A 17,651-nucleotide genomic window follows, 5' to 3' on the forward strand; every position below is an offset into this window, starting at 1 on the left:
TTATTCGCCACCATAAATATGGACTTGATAACTACTATCCCCTGTTTCCTTGGCAACTAAAGCTTGGATGTCATTAACAGAGCCAATTTTAATTTCAATTGGCACGTTATTAGCCAAATACTTCTTTGCAGTTGATAAAACAAGTCTCGTGAAACTTTGAATTTGCTCATACCCATAAAACTGGGTAGTAATTGAAATATTTTCCTGAGCTAATTTACCATTTTCATATCGTAAAGTTGCCGTTACACCACTGATATTAGGGAAATAATTTTGAATAGATTCTTTAAAACTATTGAAACTGGAAGCATCACTGCTGTTGATCGCTTTTTTACCACCAACAGTAGGCAAAACTTCAGATTGAGTATTAATAGTTTTCCATTTAGTTATTTTACTACTATTAGCAACCGCTGTCCCACTCAAAAAGTAAGTTCCAGCAACTAACGAATCCTTGCTTTCTTTTGCAAAAAGACCAACAGTGATTGGAATTTTCTTTAACGATTTTTTCTTCCGCAAGCGAGCTACGACTTGCTCAGCTGCTGCTTGGCCATATTGCTTTTGCTTTGCACGCGATATTTGGGCTTGATATTCAGGACCATCTTTTTTCTTTTGATAGTAATCAATAGAATTAAGAGCAAGACCAACGCTAATACCGCCAATATGATAATTCGAACCGGATCCTGTCAAAAAATCTTGTTCAAGTATTTCTTCTATGTAATACGGCTGATAATTTTTCTTAGTTCCAGCTGCAGGATTCAGACCATTGGGATTTGACTTTGACTTGCGCCCTAACCATTCATTAGCCATGTTGGCAGAAATATACTGACCTTCTTGAAAAACATAAGAATTGGTTGAATAAACACCCTTAGAAATCTGAACCAAACCTCGTTCTAATTCTCTGGTATCCACAGAATTATCATTATTAGTTGCTGTTAAACCAGATATTGGGCTAGTTACATAGTGTCCGTTTTTAAGCAAAACAGTATATCCATTGTTACCAGTATCAGTAGTCTGATAAGTTTTAGAATTGGAATTAGAAGATGTTTTGGCATTATTCGCCAAGTCAGAATTTTTCAAGTTTCCACAAGCCGTCAAACATAATGATATTCCTAAAAGCGCTAATATATGCAAGTATTTTTTCACTTTAAATGGTCCTTTATTTAACTTGAGCAATTGCTTCTTCCTCAGTCAATAATGGTACACCCAGTTTCTGAGCCTTGGAGTATTTGGAACCAGCATCCTGACCATAAATGACATAGTCTGTTTTACCAGAAACAGAACTAGTTACTTTTGCACCTAAAGATTGCAATTTCTTAGTAAATTCACTTCTAGTATAGTGAGCCAAAGTCCCTGTTAAAACAACAGTCTTATCTTTAAAGTAATTATCTGGAATAGACTCAGTTTCTTCTGGACCTGCACCAAGATAATCCATATTAAGGCCGCTATTTTTAAGTTCATTGACTAAATCTACGACTTCATCTTGAGCAAAATAAGTAGTCAAAGATTCCGCAATTGTCATGCCTATTGTATCTATTGCAGCCACATCTTGCACGTCCGCTGCCATAATCTTTGCCATATTTTTAAACTTTTGTGCAATCAAACGTGCAGCTTTAGCACCAACATGATCAATACCCAGTCCAGTTAACAATAATTCGACTGAATTTCTTTTCGAATTATTTATTGCATTTAATAAATTGCTGATGGATTTATCTTTGAAATGATCTAGTTTTGCTAAATCAGATGCATTTAAATGATATAAATCAGCCACATTATGTACCAAATCGTTCTTAATTAGCTGTCGCACAATTTTGGGTCCTAAACCATCAATATTCATTGCAGGTCTTGAAGCAAAGTGAGTAATTCCTTCTTCAATTTGAGCGGGACAAGACGGATTAACGCAACGCAAAGCCACTTCATCTTTTAGATGAATCAGTTTTTCACCACACGATGGGCACTTTGTCGGAATTGTATACGGCTGGGCATCCTTAGGCCGTTTAGCTAGCACCACTTCTGAAATTTCAGGAATAATGTCACCCGCTTTATGTAGCATAACGGTATCACCAATACGAACATCTTTTTGTTGCAACAAATCGGCGTTATGCAAAACTGCATGTGAAACTGTGGTACCAGCAAGTTGCACAGGATCCATGATAGCAGTCGGCGTCACGACACCAGTACGACCAACGGTCCATTTGATTTCATGAACCACAGTTTCTTGCTCTTCTGGTGGGAACTTATAAGCTATTTCCCAGCGAGGCACTTTAACCGTGTTTCCCAGTTCTTGTTGTAAATCCAGATCGTCAACTTTTAAGACAATACCATCAATGCCATAATCAAGTGAATTTCTTTTTGCAGTAAATTCATCAATAAAAGCAAAAATGTCAGACATTTTAGCAATTCTGCGCCCAGTTTGGTTGGTATGAAAACCAAGCTGAGTCATTTTTTCAATAGCCTGGTGTTGACTGGTAATTTCTGCTGGTGGATTAACCCAAGTATAAATAAACGTACTTAAATGACGGTGCTTGGTAATACTGGCATCCAGTTGCCTCAAAGACCCAGCTGCAGCGTTACGCGGATTGGCAAAAGTTGTTTCTCCCTTTTCATCACGTTCTGCATTAAGCTTTGCAAAAGGCTCTTTGCCCATATAACATTCGCCCCGTACTTCCGTTGTCAATTTTTCAGGTAAAGTTTGGGGAATATCTGCAATATAGCGAGCATTAGGTGTAACGTCTTCACCTACTTGACCGTTACCTCTAGTGGAAGCTCTAGTTAATTTACCGTTAGTATATTCAAGTGCAATTGATAAACCGTCAATTTTTAATTCGACGTTATAAGCAACCTCATGACCAATCTGTTTTTGTACTCTGTCATCAAATTCTTGTAATTCTTCTTTTGAAAAGACATCACCCATTGATAACATCGGAATTTCGTGATTAACCTTAGCAAACTGATTGTCAATCTGACCCCCAACCTTTTGGGTAATTGAATCTTGCGACACCAGCTGCGGAAATTCCTGTTCAAGTTCAACTAAACGATTATAGTTTTTATCATACACATTATCTTCAACTTCAGGTGTGTCTTTAGTATAATATGCATTTGCCCATTCATCTAGCTTATCTCTTAGCGCAGAAACTTCTTTTCTGGCCTCATCAAGAGTTAAATCTGCCATTTTCTTCCTCCTGATTAAAAAATAGTATTTTTTACTTCTACTTTAATTATACCTTTTTAATTGGTGCAAATGCTGCTAGAAGCCGCTTAATTCCTTTGCCACTGAATGCAATATCTAGCTCCATGTCTTCGCCTTTACCATTAACCTTAGTTACAACGCCTCTTCCCCAAGACTTATGTTCTACTTGATCACCAACATTCCATCCCTTTTTCTCAGCTCCAACTGCACCAGCGGGTTTGATTTTAGGAGTGTAAACCTGTGCACGGGCTCGTTCATCGCTATTAGCAAAAGGAACAGTTTGTGTCTGGTAATTGTCATTTGAGAAAGTAATTGGAACTGAATTTTCAATATCCAGATCATCTTGATCAATTTCTTCCAAAAATCTGGATGGCGGATTATTCTGCATTCGACCATACATCATACGCGAATATGCATTAGTTAAGAATAGTTCGCGCTTAGCTCTGGTAATTCCAACATATGCCAATCTACGTTCTTCTTCTAACTGGTCGTCTTCCATTAATGAACGCGATAAAGGAAAAAGTCCATCTTCCATCCCCACTAAAAAGACTACAGGAAATTCCAGTCCTTTGGCAGCGTGTAATGTCATTAATGCCACCTGATCATCATTATTAGCTAAATCATCTTGGTCACTTAAAAGAGAAACTTCCGCTAAAAAGTCACTAAGAGCATTTTCGGTCTCATCACTGTCATCATTTTCTTCGTATTCGTCATCAAAACGTTTCGTAACAGACAAAAATTCATCCAAGTTTTCTAGTCTGGTTTCAGCTTCAATTGTGTGTTCTGCCTTAAGAGCAGCTGTATAGCCAAAATCCTGCAGTATTTTTTCTGTTAGACCGGTAACGCTATGATCTTTAGCAAAATTAATCGCATCGCGTAGTTTAGCGCCAAAATCACTCAGTTTGGCCGCTGCCCGAGCAGTAACGCCCGACATATTAAGGTGATCAAAAGCTCCTAGAATCGACAAATTATTTTCACGGGCAAAATCTAGAAAACGTCTGACACTAACTGGTCCAATACCACGTTTAGGGGTGTTAATAATGCGGTTAAAACTCATTGAATCGCTCGGATTAGCAACCAATTTTAGATAAGCCATAACATCCATGATTTCTTTTCTGTCATAGAACTTATGACCACCGACTATTTGGTAAGGCACGTTTGACTTTACGAATGACTCTTCGACCGTACGAGACTGGGCATTAGTACGATATAATACCGCAAAATCATGATAAGAGCGTCTTTTTTCTTTTACCTCTTCTTGAATTTTAGAAATAATAAAGTGAGCTTCATCATCGCCACTTTGGGCACGATAATAAGTTACTTTTGCTCCTTCACCTTGGTCAGTCCATAATTTTTTTGCCTTACGGTTGCTATTATTCGTAATTACTGCATTAGCAGCTGCCAAAATATGACCAGTTGAACGGTAATTTTGCTCCAGTTTAACGGTTTGAACACCTGCATCATGATAATCTTTTTCAAAATTCATGATATTTTCCATATTAGCACCGCGCCAGCCATAGATAGACTGATCCGCGTCTCCCACAACGCAAATATTTTTATATTGTGCAGCTAATGCATGACACAATTCATATTGTGCCTGGTTGGTATCCTGGTATTCATCAACTAGCAAATAGCGAAACTTATTTTGATAATAATGCAAAACAGTAGGATCAGTTTTAAACAGAACTAAGGTTTGCATGATCAAATCATCAAAATCCATAATTTGATCATTCTTTAAGCGTTTTTGATATTCCTGATAAACTTGGGCAGTTACTTTTTCAAAAGGTGAAGAAGCGCTGGCAGAATATGCATCTGGAGTAAGTAAATCGTTTTTGCCATTAGAAATAGCAGATAAAATCCTGCGTGGTTCGTACATTTTAGGATTAATATTTTGTTCTTTTTGAATATGCTTAATTAAAGTAAGCTGTTCCGCCGAATCAGCAATAGAAAAATTACTGGTATAACCAATTTTTTCTGCATCTCGCCTTAATATTCGCACACAAAGAGCGTGAAAGGTAGACATCCAGATACTGTCAGCCTGTTGTCCCAATAATTTATGCTCACGCTCTCTCATTTCAGTGGCAGCCTTATTGGTAAAAGTGATAGCCAAAATATTCCACGGCGCAATTCCTTTTTCAGCAACAAGGTAAGCAATTCTTCTGGTTAAAACGGAAGTTTTCCCTGAACCTGCTCCTGCAACAACTAATAATGGTCCTTCAGTAATCTGCACTGCCTTTTTTTGCTGTGGATTTAAACCCGCTAAAATTGATTCTGCGCTCATTTTGAATTCTTTCACCCCAAAAATTTTTTAACTATTCTATTGTACCAAAAATCATGACCATATTTTGAGTTGATTGCATTCTATTTATCAAAACGTGCAAGATCGTATTCTTCGATTAACTTAATTAATTTGTCAGCATAATTGGGGTCTGTTGCGTAACCGTCTTTAACTAAAGCACGAGCCTGCGTTTGATAGTTCTTAGCAGCCAGAACGTGACGATATTGTTTTGCATCCCAAGTTGTCCCCTTCTGGAATAGCCTGGCATGAGCCCTTATAGAAGCTTCATAGGAATCATAGATTTGAAAACGAGCTTTAACAACTACCCATTTGCCTTTTTCAAACTCTTTGGTTTTTAGTACTGCCGAAGTATTAGGATTATTTCCTTTGACGCCAAATAGGTTATTGTATTTTTGTGAAAGATCGCTTTTGCCATAATCACTTTCAAGGCAGGCCTGAGCAATCGTGATGCTTGGCAAGAGATCGAAGGATTTATCTACTTCTTTAGCTATGGGACCTATTTCTCTGATAAAAGCTTTATGTTGCCTGATGATCTTCTGCCTGGCCTGTTCTCGAGCAAGCTGCTCCTGTCTAATCTGCTCTGATTGAATTGCCTGTCTGCGATAATAACGAAAAGTTGCAAAAGCAATAATCAATAAAAATAGAATTATAAATGTTCGAATGATGATCGCTGTATTAGATAATTTTTTGCTTTTTCGTTTTCTCGCCATTTGTTTTCCCTTGCTTTAAAAATCTCCTCTTAAGTATAACCTCTCTTGAGTATAAATTATGCAATGTAATTAATTTTTAAAATAAAAGTAGTAAGCTAACATGACAATTTTGCTCATATATAATTAAGTATACAAAAAAAATGGAGCCAAAGCTCCATTAAAAAATGCGGGCAAGAAGACTCGAACTTCCACGATCTAAAAGCGATCACAAGATCCTTAGTCTTGCGCGTCTGCCATTCCGCCATGCCCGCAACACATTCAATACTATAACCCAAAATTAAATTTAACACAAGACTTTTCTTACTCATTTTAGCTAAAAAGCTTTAATCGACCATTTGCTCATTTACATACTTGGCATACAAACTGTGATTTTGCATTAATTCGTGGTGAGTACCATGACCTGTAATTTTACCGTTCTCTACAAAATAAATTTGATCAGCATTAACTATCGTAGCCAGGCGGTGTGCGATAACCAATGTGGTTCTATTGACCATTAGTTTATCAAGAGCCTGTTGCACTTTTCCCTCGGATTCCGAGTCCAGACTTGCCGTTGCTTCGTCCAGCATCAAAATTTTAGGATTACGCAAAAAAGCTCGGGCAATAGCTAAACGTTGTTTCTGACCACCAGATAGTTTAATTCCCCGTTCACCAATTTCAGTTTCCATTTGATCAGGAAATTCACGCACAAATTGATCGGCATAAGCCAATGCAAGCCCGTGCCAGAGATCATCGTCAGTCATATCTCTGGTTAAACCGTAAACCAAATTTTGCCGGATCGTTCCGGAAAAAATAGCACTGTTCTGAGAAACATAGCCTATTTGGGAGCGCCAATTTGCCAGGTCAATATCTTGAATATCTTCATCCCCAATAGTGAATTTGCCACTTTCAGGCTGATAAAAGCGTTCTAATAAGGCAAAAATGGTAGATTTGCCGCCACCACTAGGTCCCACAAAGGCAATTACAGAGTTGGGTTTTGAAACAAATGAAATAGATTGTAAAACGGGTTCATTTTTAACATAGTTAAAGCTAACGTTTTGTGCTGTCAACGTTTTATTACTCAAATCAAAAGTATGATGACTTAAATTCTTTTCAGGTTCAATTTGTAAAATTGCTTGTATGCGTTCAGTTGAACCCAAGGCTTTTTGTATCTGTGAAAAGAAAGTTGCAAAATTAGCAACTGGTGCAATCACGTTAAACAGATATAGTAAGAATGCTACAAGAGAACCACTGGTCAAAGAACCCTGACCTACGCGAATAATACCAAATGCCAGAATGCCTGCAAAAGCCGCCATCATCAAAGTCATGATAATCGGCTGCAAAATAGCTTCAACCCGAGCGTCCAATACGCCAATAGTAAAAATCTTCTTGATCCTGTGGTTACCCGATTCTTGTTCATACTGTTCGCCATTACTGGATTTAATTAAACGTACCTCAGACAATTTTTCACTGACATCACCGTTAAATTTAGCTGTTTCTGACTGCAATTTGCGACCAAGTCTCACCATAATGCGACCAATTGGCAATAAAATTACTACCACAATAGGGATTACGGTAAACATTAAGGTGGCCATTTGCCAATCCATCACAAATAAGATGATTAATGAGAAAAATAGTTGTATTGCCCCAGTAATAAAGTTAGGAAATTGAGAAGCCAGCAAATCTTTAATAATTCCCGTATCATTAACCAAACGAGAACTGCTTTCACCTACTTTAGTAACATCAAAATAACTTACAGGCAGCTTTAAAAGATGACCCCACAGGCGTTCGCGCAGACTTTTAACAACGCTTTCACCAAAATAGCGCAAAACAAATCCGCCCACTGTTCCTAAAATTAATTGAAGGACAAAAACAATGATAATAATAATTAAGCTCGAATAATTAAAATCATCCCACTTGCTAGTATCTACTAATTCTCTGGTTAACAATGGTAAAGCCAAATTTGCTACACTTGTGATCAGACTGAGAAACAGCCCTAATGCAAATAACGATTTTTTAACATTCAAACTTTTTAACAAGTTTAAAAAATCACTGAATTTAACACTTTGTGTTTTATCTTTAAGTGACTTGAATGCCATAAAAGATACCGGCTTTCCTTAGTTAGACTAAATAAAAGAGTTTTTCAATAATTGAAAAGCTCTTTATTTATCTTGCTAATTATAATTCTTCATTTTCATTATGCCAGAATTTGCGCCAAAAGTCCCGATCATATTTATGCATCTTATCATAATTATAACAATTTTTGGTAAAGTCACGTGGTTCAAAGTCATGATGGCAGTGATGCTTCCTATACATGTGGCGGCACATGTCTCGCATATCAGACCTGGAGAAGTCATGGTCTGCAGCATATTTGCGCCATTTTTTAATCCTTTCCATACGGTAGGCAGGATCAACAAAATCAGTGGCTTTTTCCTTAAAATCTTCATCCCAGCCAGCAGCAATTTTTTGCAAATATTGACCAAATTGCTCCTGCTCTTGCGCAGTCAAACCGGCAAAGAAAGGCTCGGTATCTTGCTTGTCTTTTAATTCAGCCAGCTTGGCAGCCTTTTCTTTCCCAGTTGCTGTTAGATAAACACGTTTAACACGTTTGTCCTGCTCATCAACTTCACGTGAGATATCACCTTTTAGTTCCATTTTTTTCAATAATTCAGCTAAAGAACCAGGTTTCAAAGCCAAAATTTCAGCTAAATAATTTTGGGTTAAACCGTCTTCAAGTTTTAAAACAGCCAATACCCGTTTTTGTCCCGATATCGGTTCTTTGTTTTGAAACATATAATAACGACTAGCCCGCAAAATAAAATGAAGTTGTTTCATTAGTTGATCACTTGTTTGACTCATAATTAAGCTCCTTTTATGTAATAAAAAGTTAGGTACCTAATATAATTTACAATTAAATTATAGTTTGGTACCTAACAGTTTGTCAAACAAAAATGTTTAATTTTTTTATTCATCCATAGTCAACCAGTTTTAATTTACCTTTACAATGACCACACGCATATCGTCGTAAATTTAGCCGGCGAACTCGCCAATACTTTTGTCCGCAAACTGTGCAAATGTATAAGTACTTTGCTTTTCTTTTGCGTCTGAGACCAATATCCGGGGCATACCTTGAACCACCAACTTTATTAAGTAAAACTTTAAAATCATGGTCTTGATGACGATATCCTCTGTGATTTAAATGTAAGTGGTAATGCGTCAATTCGTGCTTAATTATGCCAATCAATTCTTGATAATATTGCGGCACTAAAAAATGCGCATTAATTTCAATGTGGTGATCATCTAAATGATACCGACCACCAGTTGTTGTCATGCGCTTATTAATTTTTACTTGGTGCTTAAACTGTCTGCCAAAAGATGTGCGCGAGATATTTTCCACCAATTTTTGCAACTCTTCTTCCGTCATGTTACCTGAAAAGTTTGGCATAAAGAGCTGCCTCTTTTTTTGTTTTAATCCTGACTTTAAGAGCTGTAACTAATTTTCTTTTTAATGGTTTAGCACCTTCCATCCACGTACCGGTAAATACGTGGATTGTCTTTGATTGTGCTGACGGATTACAAAGAACGCCATCCGGATAAACGTGTAAACCGGTCTGCAATTGCTGTTCTTTGTTATTGGGCTGAGCATGATACTTGTTTTTTAAAATGTCAGACACCGATACAGTATTGACTCCCGCCAATTGGTCCTGCTTATCAAATGTAAAATCACGGTCATCATAATAAGAAAGCATGTCCTTAATTAATGGATGACCTTTTTCGGCGCCAAATACTGCTGTAAAGGGATTCTCCTTATTTTCAAAACCGACAAAAGCTCTATTACCTAATAAATCATGCAAATTGTCCAAGACTAAAACGTCAGTATCCATATAAATGCCGCCCATTTCATAGACAGCTTTAGCCCGGATATAATCGGAAACAAATGCCCATTTTTTAGCTTGATAAGCCTGCTCAACATATTTATTTTCGTGGATATCAAAATTTTGTTCGTTCCATTCGATTATTTGGTAGTCTTGCAAATGCTTTGTCCAAGTTTTCATGCAACGCTGAATGTTTTTAGGCTTAGGGTTGCCCCCCACCCATACATAGTGAATTATTTTGGGAATCATATTTAACCTCTAGTAAAAAATTTCTTTAATAGCAAAATTATGTCTTGATTAAAGTCTAGTTTTAACAAGAACATTAGAGCTATATACAAAACAAACATAATGATTGATTTGACTAGCATATTAAGAAATGCTGATGTAAACATTTGTGGCAGAAGCATCCCCACTGCCAAAACAATAATTGCAATTATAAAATATTTAGGAATTTCACGAAAAGAATATTTAAAATCATAACCATCCCGCACAATCCATAGTCGTAAAAGCAAAACTATAAACTCGGTAATTAAAATTGCAATCATTGCTCCTGTTGCACCATAAAACTGATCCAAAAAATAGCTTAATACTACTTCTAAAATGGCTCCCACTATAACGGGAATGGCATAATCTCGGTCTCGGTGGTTTGCAAGTGCAAATTGGTTAGCAAAAACTCCACCTGTGGGAATCATTATGATGGTCAAAGTGAAGAAGAACATCAAAGGCGTCATTGGGATAAATTTATGCCCAAAAAAGAAAGGCACAAATTCTTTAGTATTAGCCATAATAATAACTGCAAATAATGTTCCCAGCATCACTGTTGCTTCCAAAGATTTTTTTAAAATAACCCGTTGTTCTTTTTTTCCTTCACCCGCCATTTTAGGCATAATAACTAAGGAAATACTGGTTACAATTCCCAAAACCATATTGGAAATTCTTTGTGAATTGTCATAAAAAGCAACCTGCGTCGAATTTTGAAAAAGGCCCAAAATAGGTTTATCGAGAGAAGTATAAATTTGGGTAGCAATTTGCGGAATTAAAAGGGTAATGATTGCCTTAACAGTCGCACGATATTGATAAAAGTGTTTGACAGGTCCACCTACATAACGGTGGATATCAAACCAAAAGACAAATGATCCCAACATAGTTGAAACCGACATAATCAACATATACTTCCAAAGATCACCAGGACTTTTAACCCATAATAAAATCAAAATAACAGATACTAGTTTAACAGCAGTATTTTTTAAAACCACCCGGCCAAAATCAGCCAGACCCTGAAAGAACCAGGAAATATCTACTTGGGCTGAAATAAGGTAAGGCACCATTAATAACAAATATTGACCGTACTTAATATGGAAAAAACTGGTTACAGCAATTACTAATGCAATTGTCACCAAGCCGGCTATTGCCTGAAAGTACCATAATCCCCAAAAAGCTTTAGTTAGATCTTGACCACTGCCAAAAGCTCTAATCTGCGAAATTGTCCTCATACCAATATATGACACAGACAGTGTACAGAATATCATTAAGAACTGAACAATATTATTCACATTGCTATAAATACCATATGTTTTAGGGCCTAAAATTCTGGAAAGGTAAGGCACGGTTATTAGCGGTACTAATACCAAAAATATCTGGTAAACCGCATTATATAGAATGTTTAAAAATGTTCTTTTCACAACTTACCCTCTGTTTTTTAACAACTTAAAGACATTTTCACAATTTGAACCAGCCTGTACCTCATTAGTTAAATTTAGCCAGTAGTGCCGCTTTTGACTGAATTGATCAGGCATTACAAGTGCCTTAATCAGCTCCTGCTGCGTTTTCACACACAGTCCAGGCACAATTTCTTCATAAGGACCCATTAAAAGTCCTCGCTTTTTTTCATATTGTCGCAAATAATTGGTAATGAATATGATTGGCTTATCAATGTTTAAATAATCAAAATAAATCGAAGAAAAATCAGTAATTAAAAAGTCTGTATTACCTAAAAGTTCATATAAATCAATATCAAGTTGATACAAGTAGTCGTTATTGAGAAAGGCAATATTTGAAAAGCTGCTCCGCAAGTGTTTAAACAGATTCATTTCATAGGGATGCAACTTTACTATTAAATACTGATGGTTCTTTTTTAAAGAATTATTCAGCTTCACAGCATCAAAATCAGGCAATGTAAAGAAATTACCCTGCTCAACTTGCGTCATAATTTGTCGATCGTCCATTTCATAACGAAAAGTTGGCATGTATATTCCAATTTGAGCGTCATCATCTTCATCTTTAGCTTTGAATAAGTCAGTTAATAGTTTCTTTTTACTAATAGCAGGATTTTTCAAGGCATCAAGACGAGGAAACCCAGTTTTTCGATATTTGTTAGTTTCAATCGCGCAGCAGGCACTCATTAGACTTTCGTATAAATCACTGCTTGAACAAACAATATCCGCATTTTTTTGCCATAAATTAGCATTACGCTGATCAGTTTTGCGACTAGTATTATTAGCCATAAATCCCATGCGCTTGAGCGGAATACCATGCCAGAATTGAATATTGATTTGTCTGGCATGAACTTTAAATGGCTGGTGTGTCGTTAACACAAACTTTGCTGCACCGATTTTTCGCCAAGTTTTTAACGATAAATGTGAGGACGGCCAAGGTTCAACGGTAATAACTTCATATTCAGGATGATTTTTTTGCAAATATTTACCGAACAAATAACCATTCGACCCTGATCTACCTGCGCCATTTAGAATCACCACTTTATTATCTTGCACTGGTGTAAAACGAGCAATTAATTTCATTGCCGCCAAATATAAACGAAATAAAAAACTCTTCATTATTCAACTTCCCAATTTCTTACCTAGTATAAGAGTACAGAAAAAGCCTGAGAGAACTCAAGCTTTTTTACTTTATTTTTTAGTTTTTTAATGATTATGGCTTATAAATTATTTTATTAGCTGCCGTTTTTCAACGATTTGCATTGCTCATATAAAGAATCCACAATTAAAAAGAAGCAAAAATACAGTATTAAAGAAATTTTTAGTAATATATCAATATTTTTTACCTTTGGCGGACTGTATAAAAGTTGACATATTGGGGCTTAATACACAAGCATTGTTTTTTAATATATTGCCAGAGGCTCTTTATGATCTGGTTTCGGATAAGCCTGTTCCAAAACTTGTAAATCTTCCTTTGTTAGCTCAATATCTAGCGCCTTAAGATTAGATAATAAGTGTTTTGAACTACTACTTTTTGGTATTGCCAAAACATCTGGTTGTTGCATTACCCAAGCAAGTAAAATTTGATAAGGACTTGCCTCGTGATCTTCAGCCACCTGTAAGACTGCCTCATTTTTGGTCATTGTACTGCCCATTTTTGGCCCTCGACCTAGTGGACTATAGGCAATCAACGGCATATTATGTTTCCTTTGCCAAGGCAACAGACTATATTCAATTCCTCTGGTTTCTAGGTTATATAAGTCCTCATTAGCAACGCAGTTTTGACCATCCGGCAATTGCCAGAGTTCTTGCATATCATCGATATCGAAGTTTGATACGCCCCAAGACCGAATTAGTCCTTCATCTTGCAAAGACTGCAATTCAGAAACGGTCTCCGCCAAAGGCACCATTCCGCGCCAATGATAAAGGTACAGATCTAAATAATCAGTTTGCAGCCTCTTAAGACTAGCTTCTAAGCTTTGCCGCATTTTGAGTGCAGAAGCATTTTGGGGCAAAACTTTGGAAATTAGAAAAATTTGTGATCTTTGATAAGGCGCTATCGCCTCACCAACTAGTTCTTCCGAATGACCATTGCCATACATTTCGGCTGTGTCAATCACCTTCAAGCCTGCATCAAGCCCTGATCGAATAGCTTTGATTTCCTTTTCTCTATCTTCGGAATTGTCCCCCATTTCCCAAGTTCCAATACCTAAGGCTGGCAGAACCTGATTATTGATAGTAACCTTTTTCATAAGTAGCCTCCTTAAATTCCATTTGGTATTATTGTGTATATATAGTTATTTATATCTTCGCAAATAAATTGAAATTTTATATTTTTTATACAATAAATTTTCAACCCTAATATAATTAATTGTAACACATGTTCATTAGCCTCTATTAATGCAAATTCACCTTTAAGTTGAAATATCAGAATTTCATTAAAACAGTTAAGTAAAAAAAATATTGTTTTTCTTTTCACAAGCTTTGCGATTGTATTTTTAAGAGTGACAATATAGAATCAAAAATAAAAAGGTGAATTCCAATGACAAATAATTTAACAAATTCATTTCACTTATCTGGTAAAAAATGGTTATTAATACTATTTTCTAACATAATTGCATACTGCTGTTTAGTCATGCCTGGTATACAAATACCTGATAATTTAGTCTTTGATGAAAATCATCCCTCTTTAGCAGCTGCTTGTTTTCAGTTGTTAATTGTAACCATTTTTTTAGTAATTCAAATAATCGGTGTCCAAATTGCTACTGGTAAAAGATGGCACCAATTATTTCACGTGCCACATGCTAAGGAATGGCTTTGGATTCTTGTTTTCTTTATCTTTGCCTACATCGTATCTGTGTTATCAGGCACTATTTCTCAAAAATTATTTGGCTCTGTTTCAGGTAATGCAGCTGCAGGATTGACTATGAAGACGCCTCATGTTTGGCTCATTTTTCTTTATCAACGCTTTAGCAGCGCTATCCAAATATTGGGTGAAGAATTCTTAGCAATCATGCCCTTACTAGCTGTGACCCAATTAGCTGATTCTTGCCATATGCCTCACCCTTTATTATGGGGTAATATTGTTTCGGCTTTAATATTTGCACTACTGCACCTATCAACTTATGACTACAATCTGGGTTATGTCATATTAGGATTGGCATTTACACGTCTAGTTTTAAATTGGGCTTTCATCAAAACCCATAATATCTGGGTCAGCTTTTTAGTCCACTTCTTGTTTGATACAGTAGCTTTTCTAATTTTATTGTTAGCAACAAAGTAGAAAATTATTTTAAATAAATTTAAAATCATAACTGAAATTTTTCTGGTTATGATTTTTTTTGCACTAAATTAGGCCTTCTTAGGAAAAAATGACTCTCAGATAGAAGCTTGAATGCCCACTTTACGGGGCAGCCCAATATTTCTCACATGTCTACTATGGAATACAAAATGTTTTAACCTTTAGCGATAAATTCTTTAACACAATACCAAATTTGATTATGCGCTTTACTTTTAAGTGCCTTGTTAGTTAATGTGATAATTGTTACAATTAGACACAAGCAGTCAGTGTTAAAAATTCAAGAGTTGAGTTAAGGTGGGCAGTCAAAATGAGCAGTAATGTTGAACAAAGAATCTTAACAGCTTTCTCACAATTATTAATTCACAATGGCTATCAAAGAACCACTACTAAAAAAATTGCTCAAGTTGCTCGAGTTAACGAAAGTACCCTGTTTAGGCATTTTAAAGATAAACACGGCATTTTACAGCAACTCATATCTGAGTACCATAATGATATTCAACTAATTGGTAAAAATTATCAGCTAGTCGGCAATTTAGAAAAAGACATTATAAATTTGTCTATTATATGTCAAAGCTTTATAAAACAGCATCTAGCACTGTTTTTAACCGGCATTCGTGAATCACAAAATTTACCGGAACTGCAAACAGTGATTAAAAAGTTACTTGATTTACTCAGAGAAACTTTAGCTGAAAAGTTTGAACAAATGCAAAAGAGAGGAGAAATTGCTGAAGATATAGATAAAAAAATTGAAATTGACAACTTAGTTTTACTCAATTTAGGTCAAGCCATCATGCAGCATTCTTTTCCTAATTCTGTTTTTCAAACTCAATCCAACGCCTTTATGCAAAAAAATATTCGCACATACGCTCATCATTTAAAGCCTGAAAATTAACAAAACGGTCAGTTGAATTTATTGTCCAGCTGACCGTTTTTTTAATAATGTCAAATTTGCAAGTGTATGATCACTTTTTGTTATTAAGATAAATATTACTATCATTTTTGGAGTCAATAGTATAAATCATTTTGTCTCCTCTTACTACATAATGTGAAAACTCCAGCGGCTGATCAAATTGATTATAAACAGTCTTGTTCACATCAAATAGTGGTACCACATTCGTTAATGCCAATAATCTGGCTTGCTCACTGCTGGGTAGGATGGTACTAATTTCACGATATGAACTTGCTAAAGTTTCATGATACTTATCTGCCAGGTATTTGTATAGTGATGTTTCTTCATGAATATTTCTGAGTAAATCAGGAAAACGTTCAGCTGATAACCACGCTTCATCAATTGCCATGGGCACATTTCCTGTTTGCGATATTCTTTTAATGTAGACTAAATCTGTTTGTTCAGGCAATTGTAAAGTCTTAGCAATTTTAGCGTTTTGTAATATTTCTCTTTTTAAAATGATCTTTTTATTTGTCTTAGACCGCGACTCAGCAAATTCAGAAAATCCTTCAATTTGTTCCAGCCTCCCCGTCAATTTTTTGACATTAACATAGGAGCCTTTACCCTGAATAGTAACTACCAGTCCTTCATCAGTCAATAATTTCAGAGCTTTCCGCACTGTTATTCTGCTAACCTGATATTTTTGACACAAATATTGTTCACTTGGCAATTTTTCATCAGTTTTAAAGATATTTTGCTGAATCTTTTGTTTGATATCTAAGTAAATTTTTTTGTAAAGTGGTACGCCAGCTATTGTTTTGACAGAATTCATTATCACACTTCCTTAATTATTCAATATTACTAAATTAAAATAGAAATAACAAACTCAAAGATTAGTATAACAGTCATTTAAAATTATAACTGTATTAAAAGTTGGGACGATTATACTAATCAAAGCACTCTAAAAATATTTTAAATCCTGTAATATTGACTTAGAGCCATAGCTGTATATGTTTTCTCACCAGTATTTTAAATAAATTGACCAAACTCTAATTTATTTAATAAGTAGCCCATTCAAAACAAAAACCGTCAGCTTTTACGCTAACGGTTTTCATGAGCCCTTATTTCAAGGATCTTTGATATTTTCGTAACTTCTTTAAAGCCCATTCATAATGACTGCTAGTATTTGCAATGAAGTAAGTACCCAATGCATTATTACCAGTCCAAGGAAAAACATTTTTTTGAAAGAGTTGTTCTTCCGTAAAGCTATCAAGCAAAGCCATAGTTTGTTTATGACTAGTCGCCAGCAGCTTTTCTGCTTCTGCAAGTGAGGTAGATTGGTGTTTTTGCCAAAATTCTTGATTCATTTCACCATAATTGCGCCAATTATACCCTTCAGGCAAAAATTCTTTGCTTTCACCAGATTGATTGCTTTTAACCCATTCTAGCAACAATTTTTGCCATTCATATAAATGAATCAAAACGTCACGTACATTATGATCTCTCTTCCAGTGGGCTTCTTTTAATTTACTCGTATCAAAATTGAAACTGCCAGTGCGAGCTTTTTCCGGCAACTTAGCAATTAAATCAACTATCTTTTGGTATGACGAATTACTTGCAGCAACTAATTCTTGCTTGCTTTTAGGACGTGGCATCTATTATTCCTTTTCTTGATAATATTAAAAATTATTTATCAATATTT

Annotated in this window: 15 protein-coding genes and 1 tRNA gene; 2 read left to right on the plus strand and 14 right to left on the minus strand. The window is 35.7% G+C overall.

From position 1 onward, the window contains the following. The 12 genes from H3U49_RS07955 to H3U49_RS08010 form a co-directional block, all read right to left on the minus strand. Positions 1 to 1,140, minus strand: a complete 1,140-nt coding sequence (locus H3U49_RS07955; RefSeq protein ID WP_198180910.1) for a CamS family sex pheromone protein — start codon at positions 1,138 to 1,140, stop codon at positions 1 to 3. 13 nt (positions 1,141 to 1,153) lie between these two features. Then, positions 1,154 to 3,166, minus strand: a complete 2,013-nt coding sequence (gene ligA / locus H3U49_RS07960; protein ID WP_198180911.1) for an NAD-dependent DNA ligase LigA — start codon at positions 3,164 to 3,166, stop codon at positions 1,154 to 1,156. Between the two features lie 46 nt (positions 3,167 to 3,212). Then, on the minus strand, positions 3,213 to 5,465 hold the full coding sequence (gene pcrA, locus H3U49_RS07965; protein ID WP_198180912.1) for a DNA helicase PcrA: 2,253 nt from the start codon (positions 5,463 to 5,465) through the stop codon (positions 3,213 to 3,215). Between the two features lie 80 nt (positions 5,466 to 5,545). After that, the gene (locus H3U49_RS07970; protein WP_198180913.1) at positions 5,546 to 6,193 is read right to left on the minus strand and encodes a glycoside hydrolase family 73 protein; all 648 of its coding nucleotides are present in this window, start codon (positions 6,191 to 6,193) and stop codon (positions 5,546 to 5,548) included. A 165-nt stretch (positions 6,194 to 6,358) separates the two neighbouring features. Further along, a tRNA-Leu gene (locus H3U49_RS07975) sits at positions 6,359 to 6,444 on the minus strand. Between the two features lie 72 nt (positions 6,445 to 6,516). Further along, entirely contained in the window at positions 6,517 to 8,268 is a 1,752-nt protein-coding gene (locus H3U49_RS07980; RefSeq protein ID WP_198180914.1) for an ABC transporter ATP-binding protein, read from the minus strand. A gap of 79 nt (positions 8,269 to 8,347) precedes the next feature. Next, positions 8,348 to 9,028 carry a MarR family winged helix-turn-helix transcriptional regulator gene (locus H3U49_RS07985; protein WP_198180915.1) on the minus strand — a complete coding sequence of 227 codons (681 nt, stop codon included), beginning with the start codon at positions 9,026 to 9,028 and terminating at the stop codon, positions 8,348 to 8,350. Positions 9,029 to 9,137: 109 nt separating this feature from the next. Then, complete coding sequence (locus H3U49_RS07990) at positions 9,138 to 9,593, minus strand: SprT family protein (RefSeq protein ID WP_198180972.1); 456 nt, start codon at positions 9,591 to 9,593, stop codon at positions 9,138 to 9,140. Position 9,594: 1 nt separating this feature from the next. After that, positions 9,595 to 10,293 (minus strand): glycosyltransferase family 32 protein, encoded by a 699-nt coding sequence (locus tag H3U49_RS07995; RefSeq protein ID WP_198180916.1) that lies wholly within the window; start codon positions 10,291 to 10,293, stop codon positions 9,595 to 9,597. Between the two features lie 2 nt (positions 10,294 to 10,295). After that, a complete protein-coding gene (locus tag H3U49_RS08000; RefSeq protein ID WP_198180917.1) occupies positions 10,296 to 11,726 on the minus strand; it encodes an oligosaccharide flippase family protein in 1,431 nt (476 codons plus the stop codon). A gap of 3 nt (positions 11,727 to 11,729) precedes the next feature. Continuing rightward, positions 11,730 to 12,878: a CDP-glycerol glycerophosphotransferase family protein gene (locus H3U49_RS08005; protein ID WP_198180918.1), complete on the minus strand. Its 1,149-nt coding sequence runs from the start codon at positions 12,876 to 12,878 to the stop codon at positions 11,730 to 11,732. A gap of 284 nt (positions 12,879 to 13,162) precedes the next feature. Further along, a complete protein-coding gene (locus tag H3U49_RS08010; RefSeq protein WP_198180919.1) occupies positions 13,163 to 14,011 on the minus strand; it encodes an aldo/keto reductase in 849 nt (282 codons plus the stop codon). 290 nt (positions 14,012 to 14,301) lie between these two features. Here H3U49_RS08010 and H3U49_RS08015 point away from each other — a divergent pair, with 290 nt between their 5' ends. Together H3U49_RS08015 and H3U49_RS08020 are read left to right on the plus strand one after the other, a co-directional pair. Then, a complete protein-coding gene (locus tag H3U49_RS08015) occupies positions 14,302 to 15,042 on the plus strand; it encodes a CPBP family intramembrane glutamic endopeptidase (protein ID WP_198180920.1) in 741 nt (246 codons plus the stop codon). Between the two features lie 325 nt (positions 15,043 to 15,367). Then, a complete protein-coding gene (locus H3U49_RS08020; protein WP_198180921.1) occupies positions 15,368 to 15,952 on the plus strand; it encodes a TetR/AcrR family transcriptional regulator in 585 nt (194 codons plus the stop codon). A gap of 70 nt (positions 15,953 to 16,022) precedes the next feature. On the opposite strand, the gene H3U49_RS08025 is transcribed toward H3U49_RS08020, so the two are convergent. Next, the gene (locus tag H3U49_RS08025; protein ID WP_198180922.1) at positions 16,023 to 16,781 is read right to left on the minus strand and encodes a GntR family transcriptional regulator; all 759 of its coding nucleotides are present in this window, start codon (positions 16,779 to 16,781) and stop codon (positions 16,023 to 16,025) included. Positions 16,782 to 17,070: 289 nt separating this feature from the next. Next, entirely contained in the window at positions 17,071 to 17,604 is a 534-nt protein-coding gene (locus H3U49_RS08030) for a ClbS/DfsB family four-helix bundle protein (protein ID WP_198180923.1), read from the minus strand. Positions 17,605 to 17,651: the final 47 nt, after the last annotated feature.

Source organism: Lactobacillus sp. W8174 (assembly GCF_016100975.1).
Classification (GTDB): domain Bacteria; phylum Bacillota; class Bacilli; order Lactobacillales; family Lactobacillaceae; genus Lactobacillus; species Lactobacillus juensis.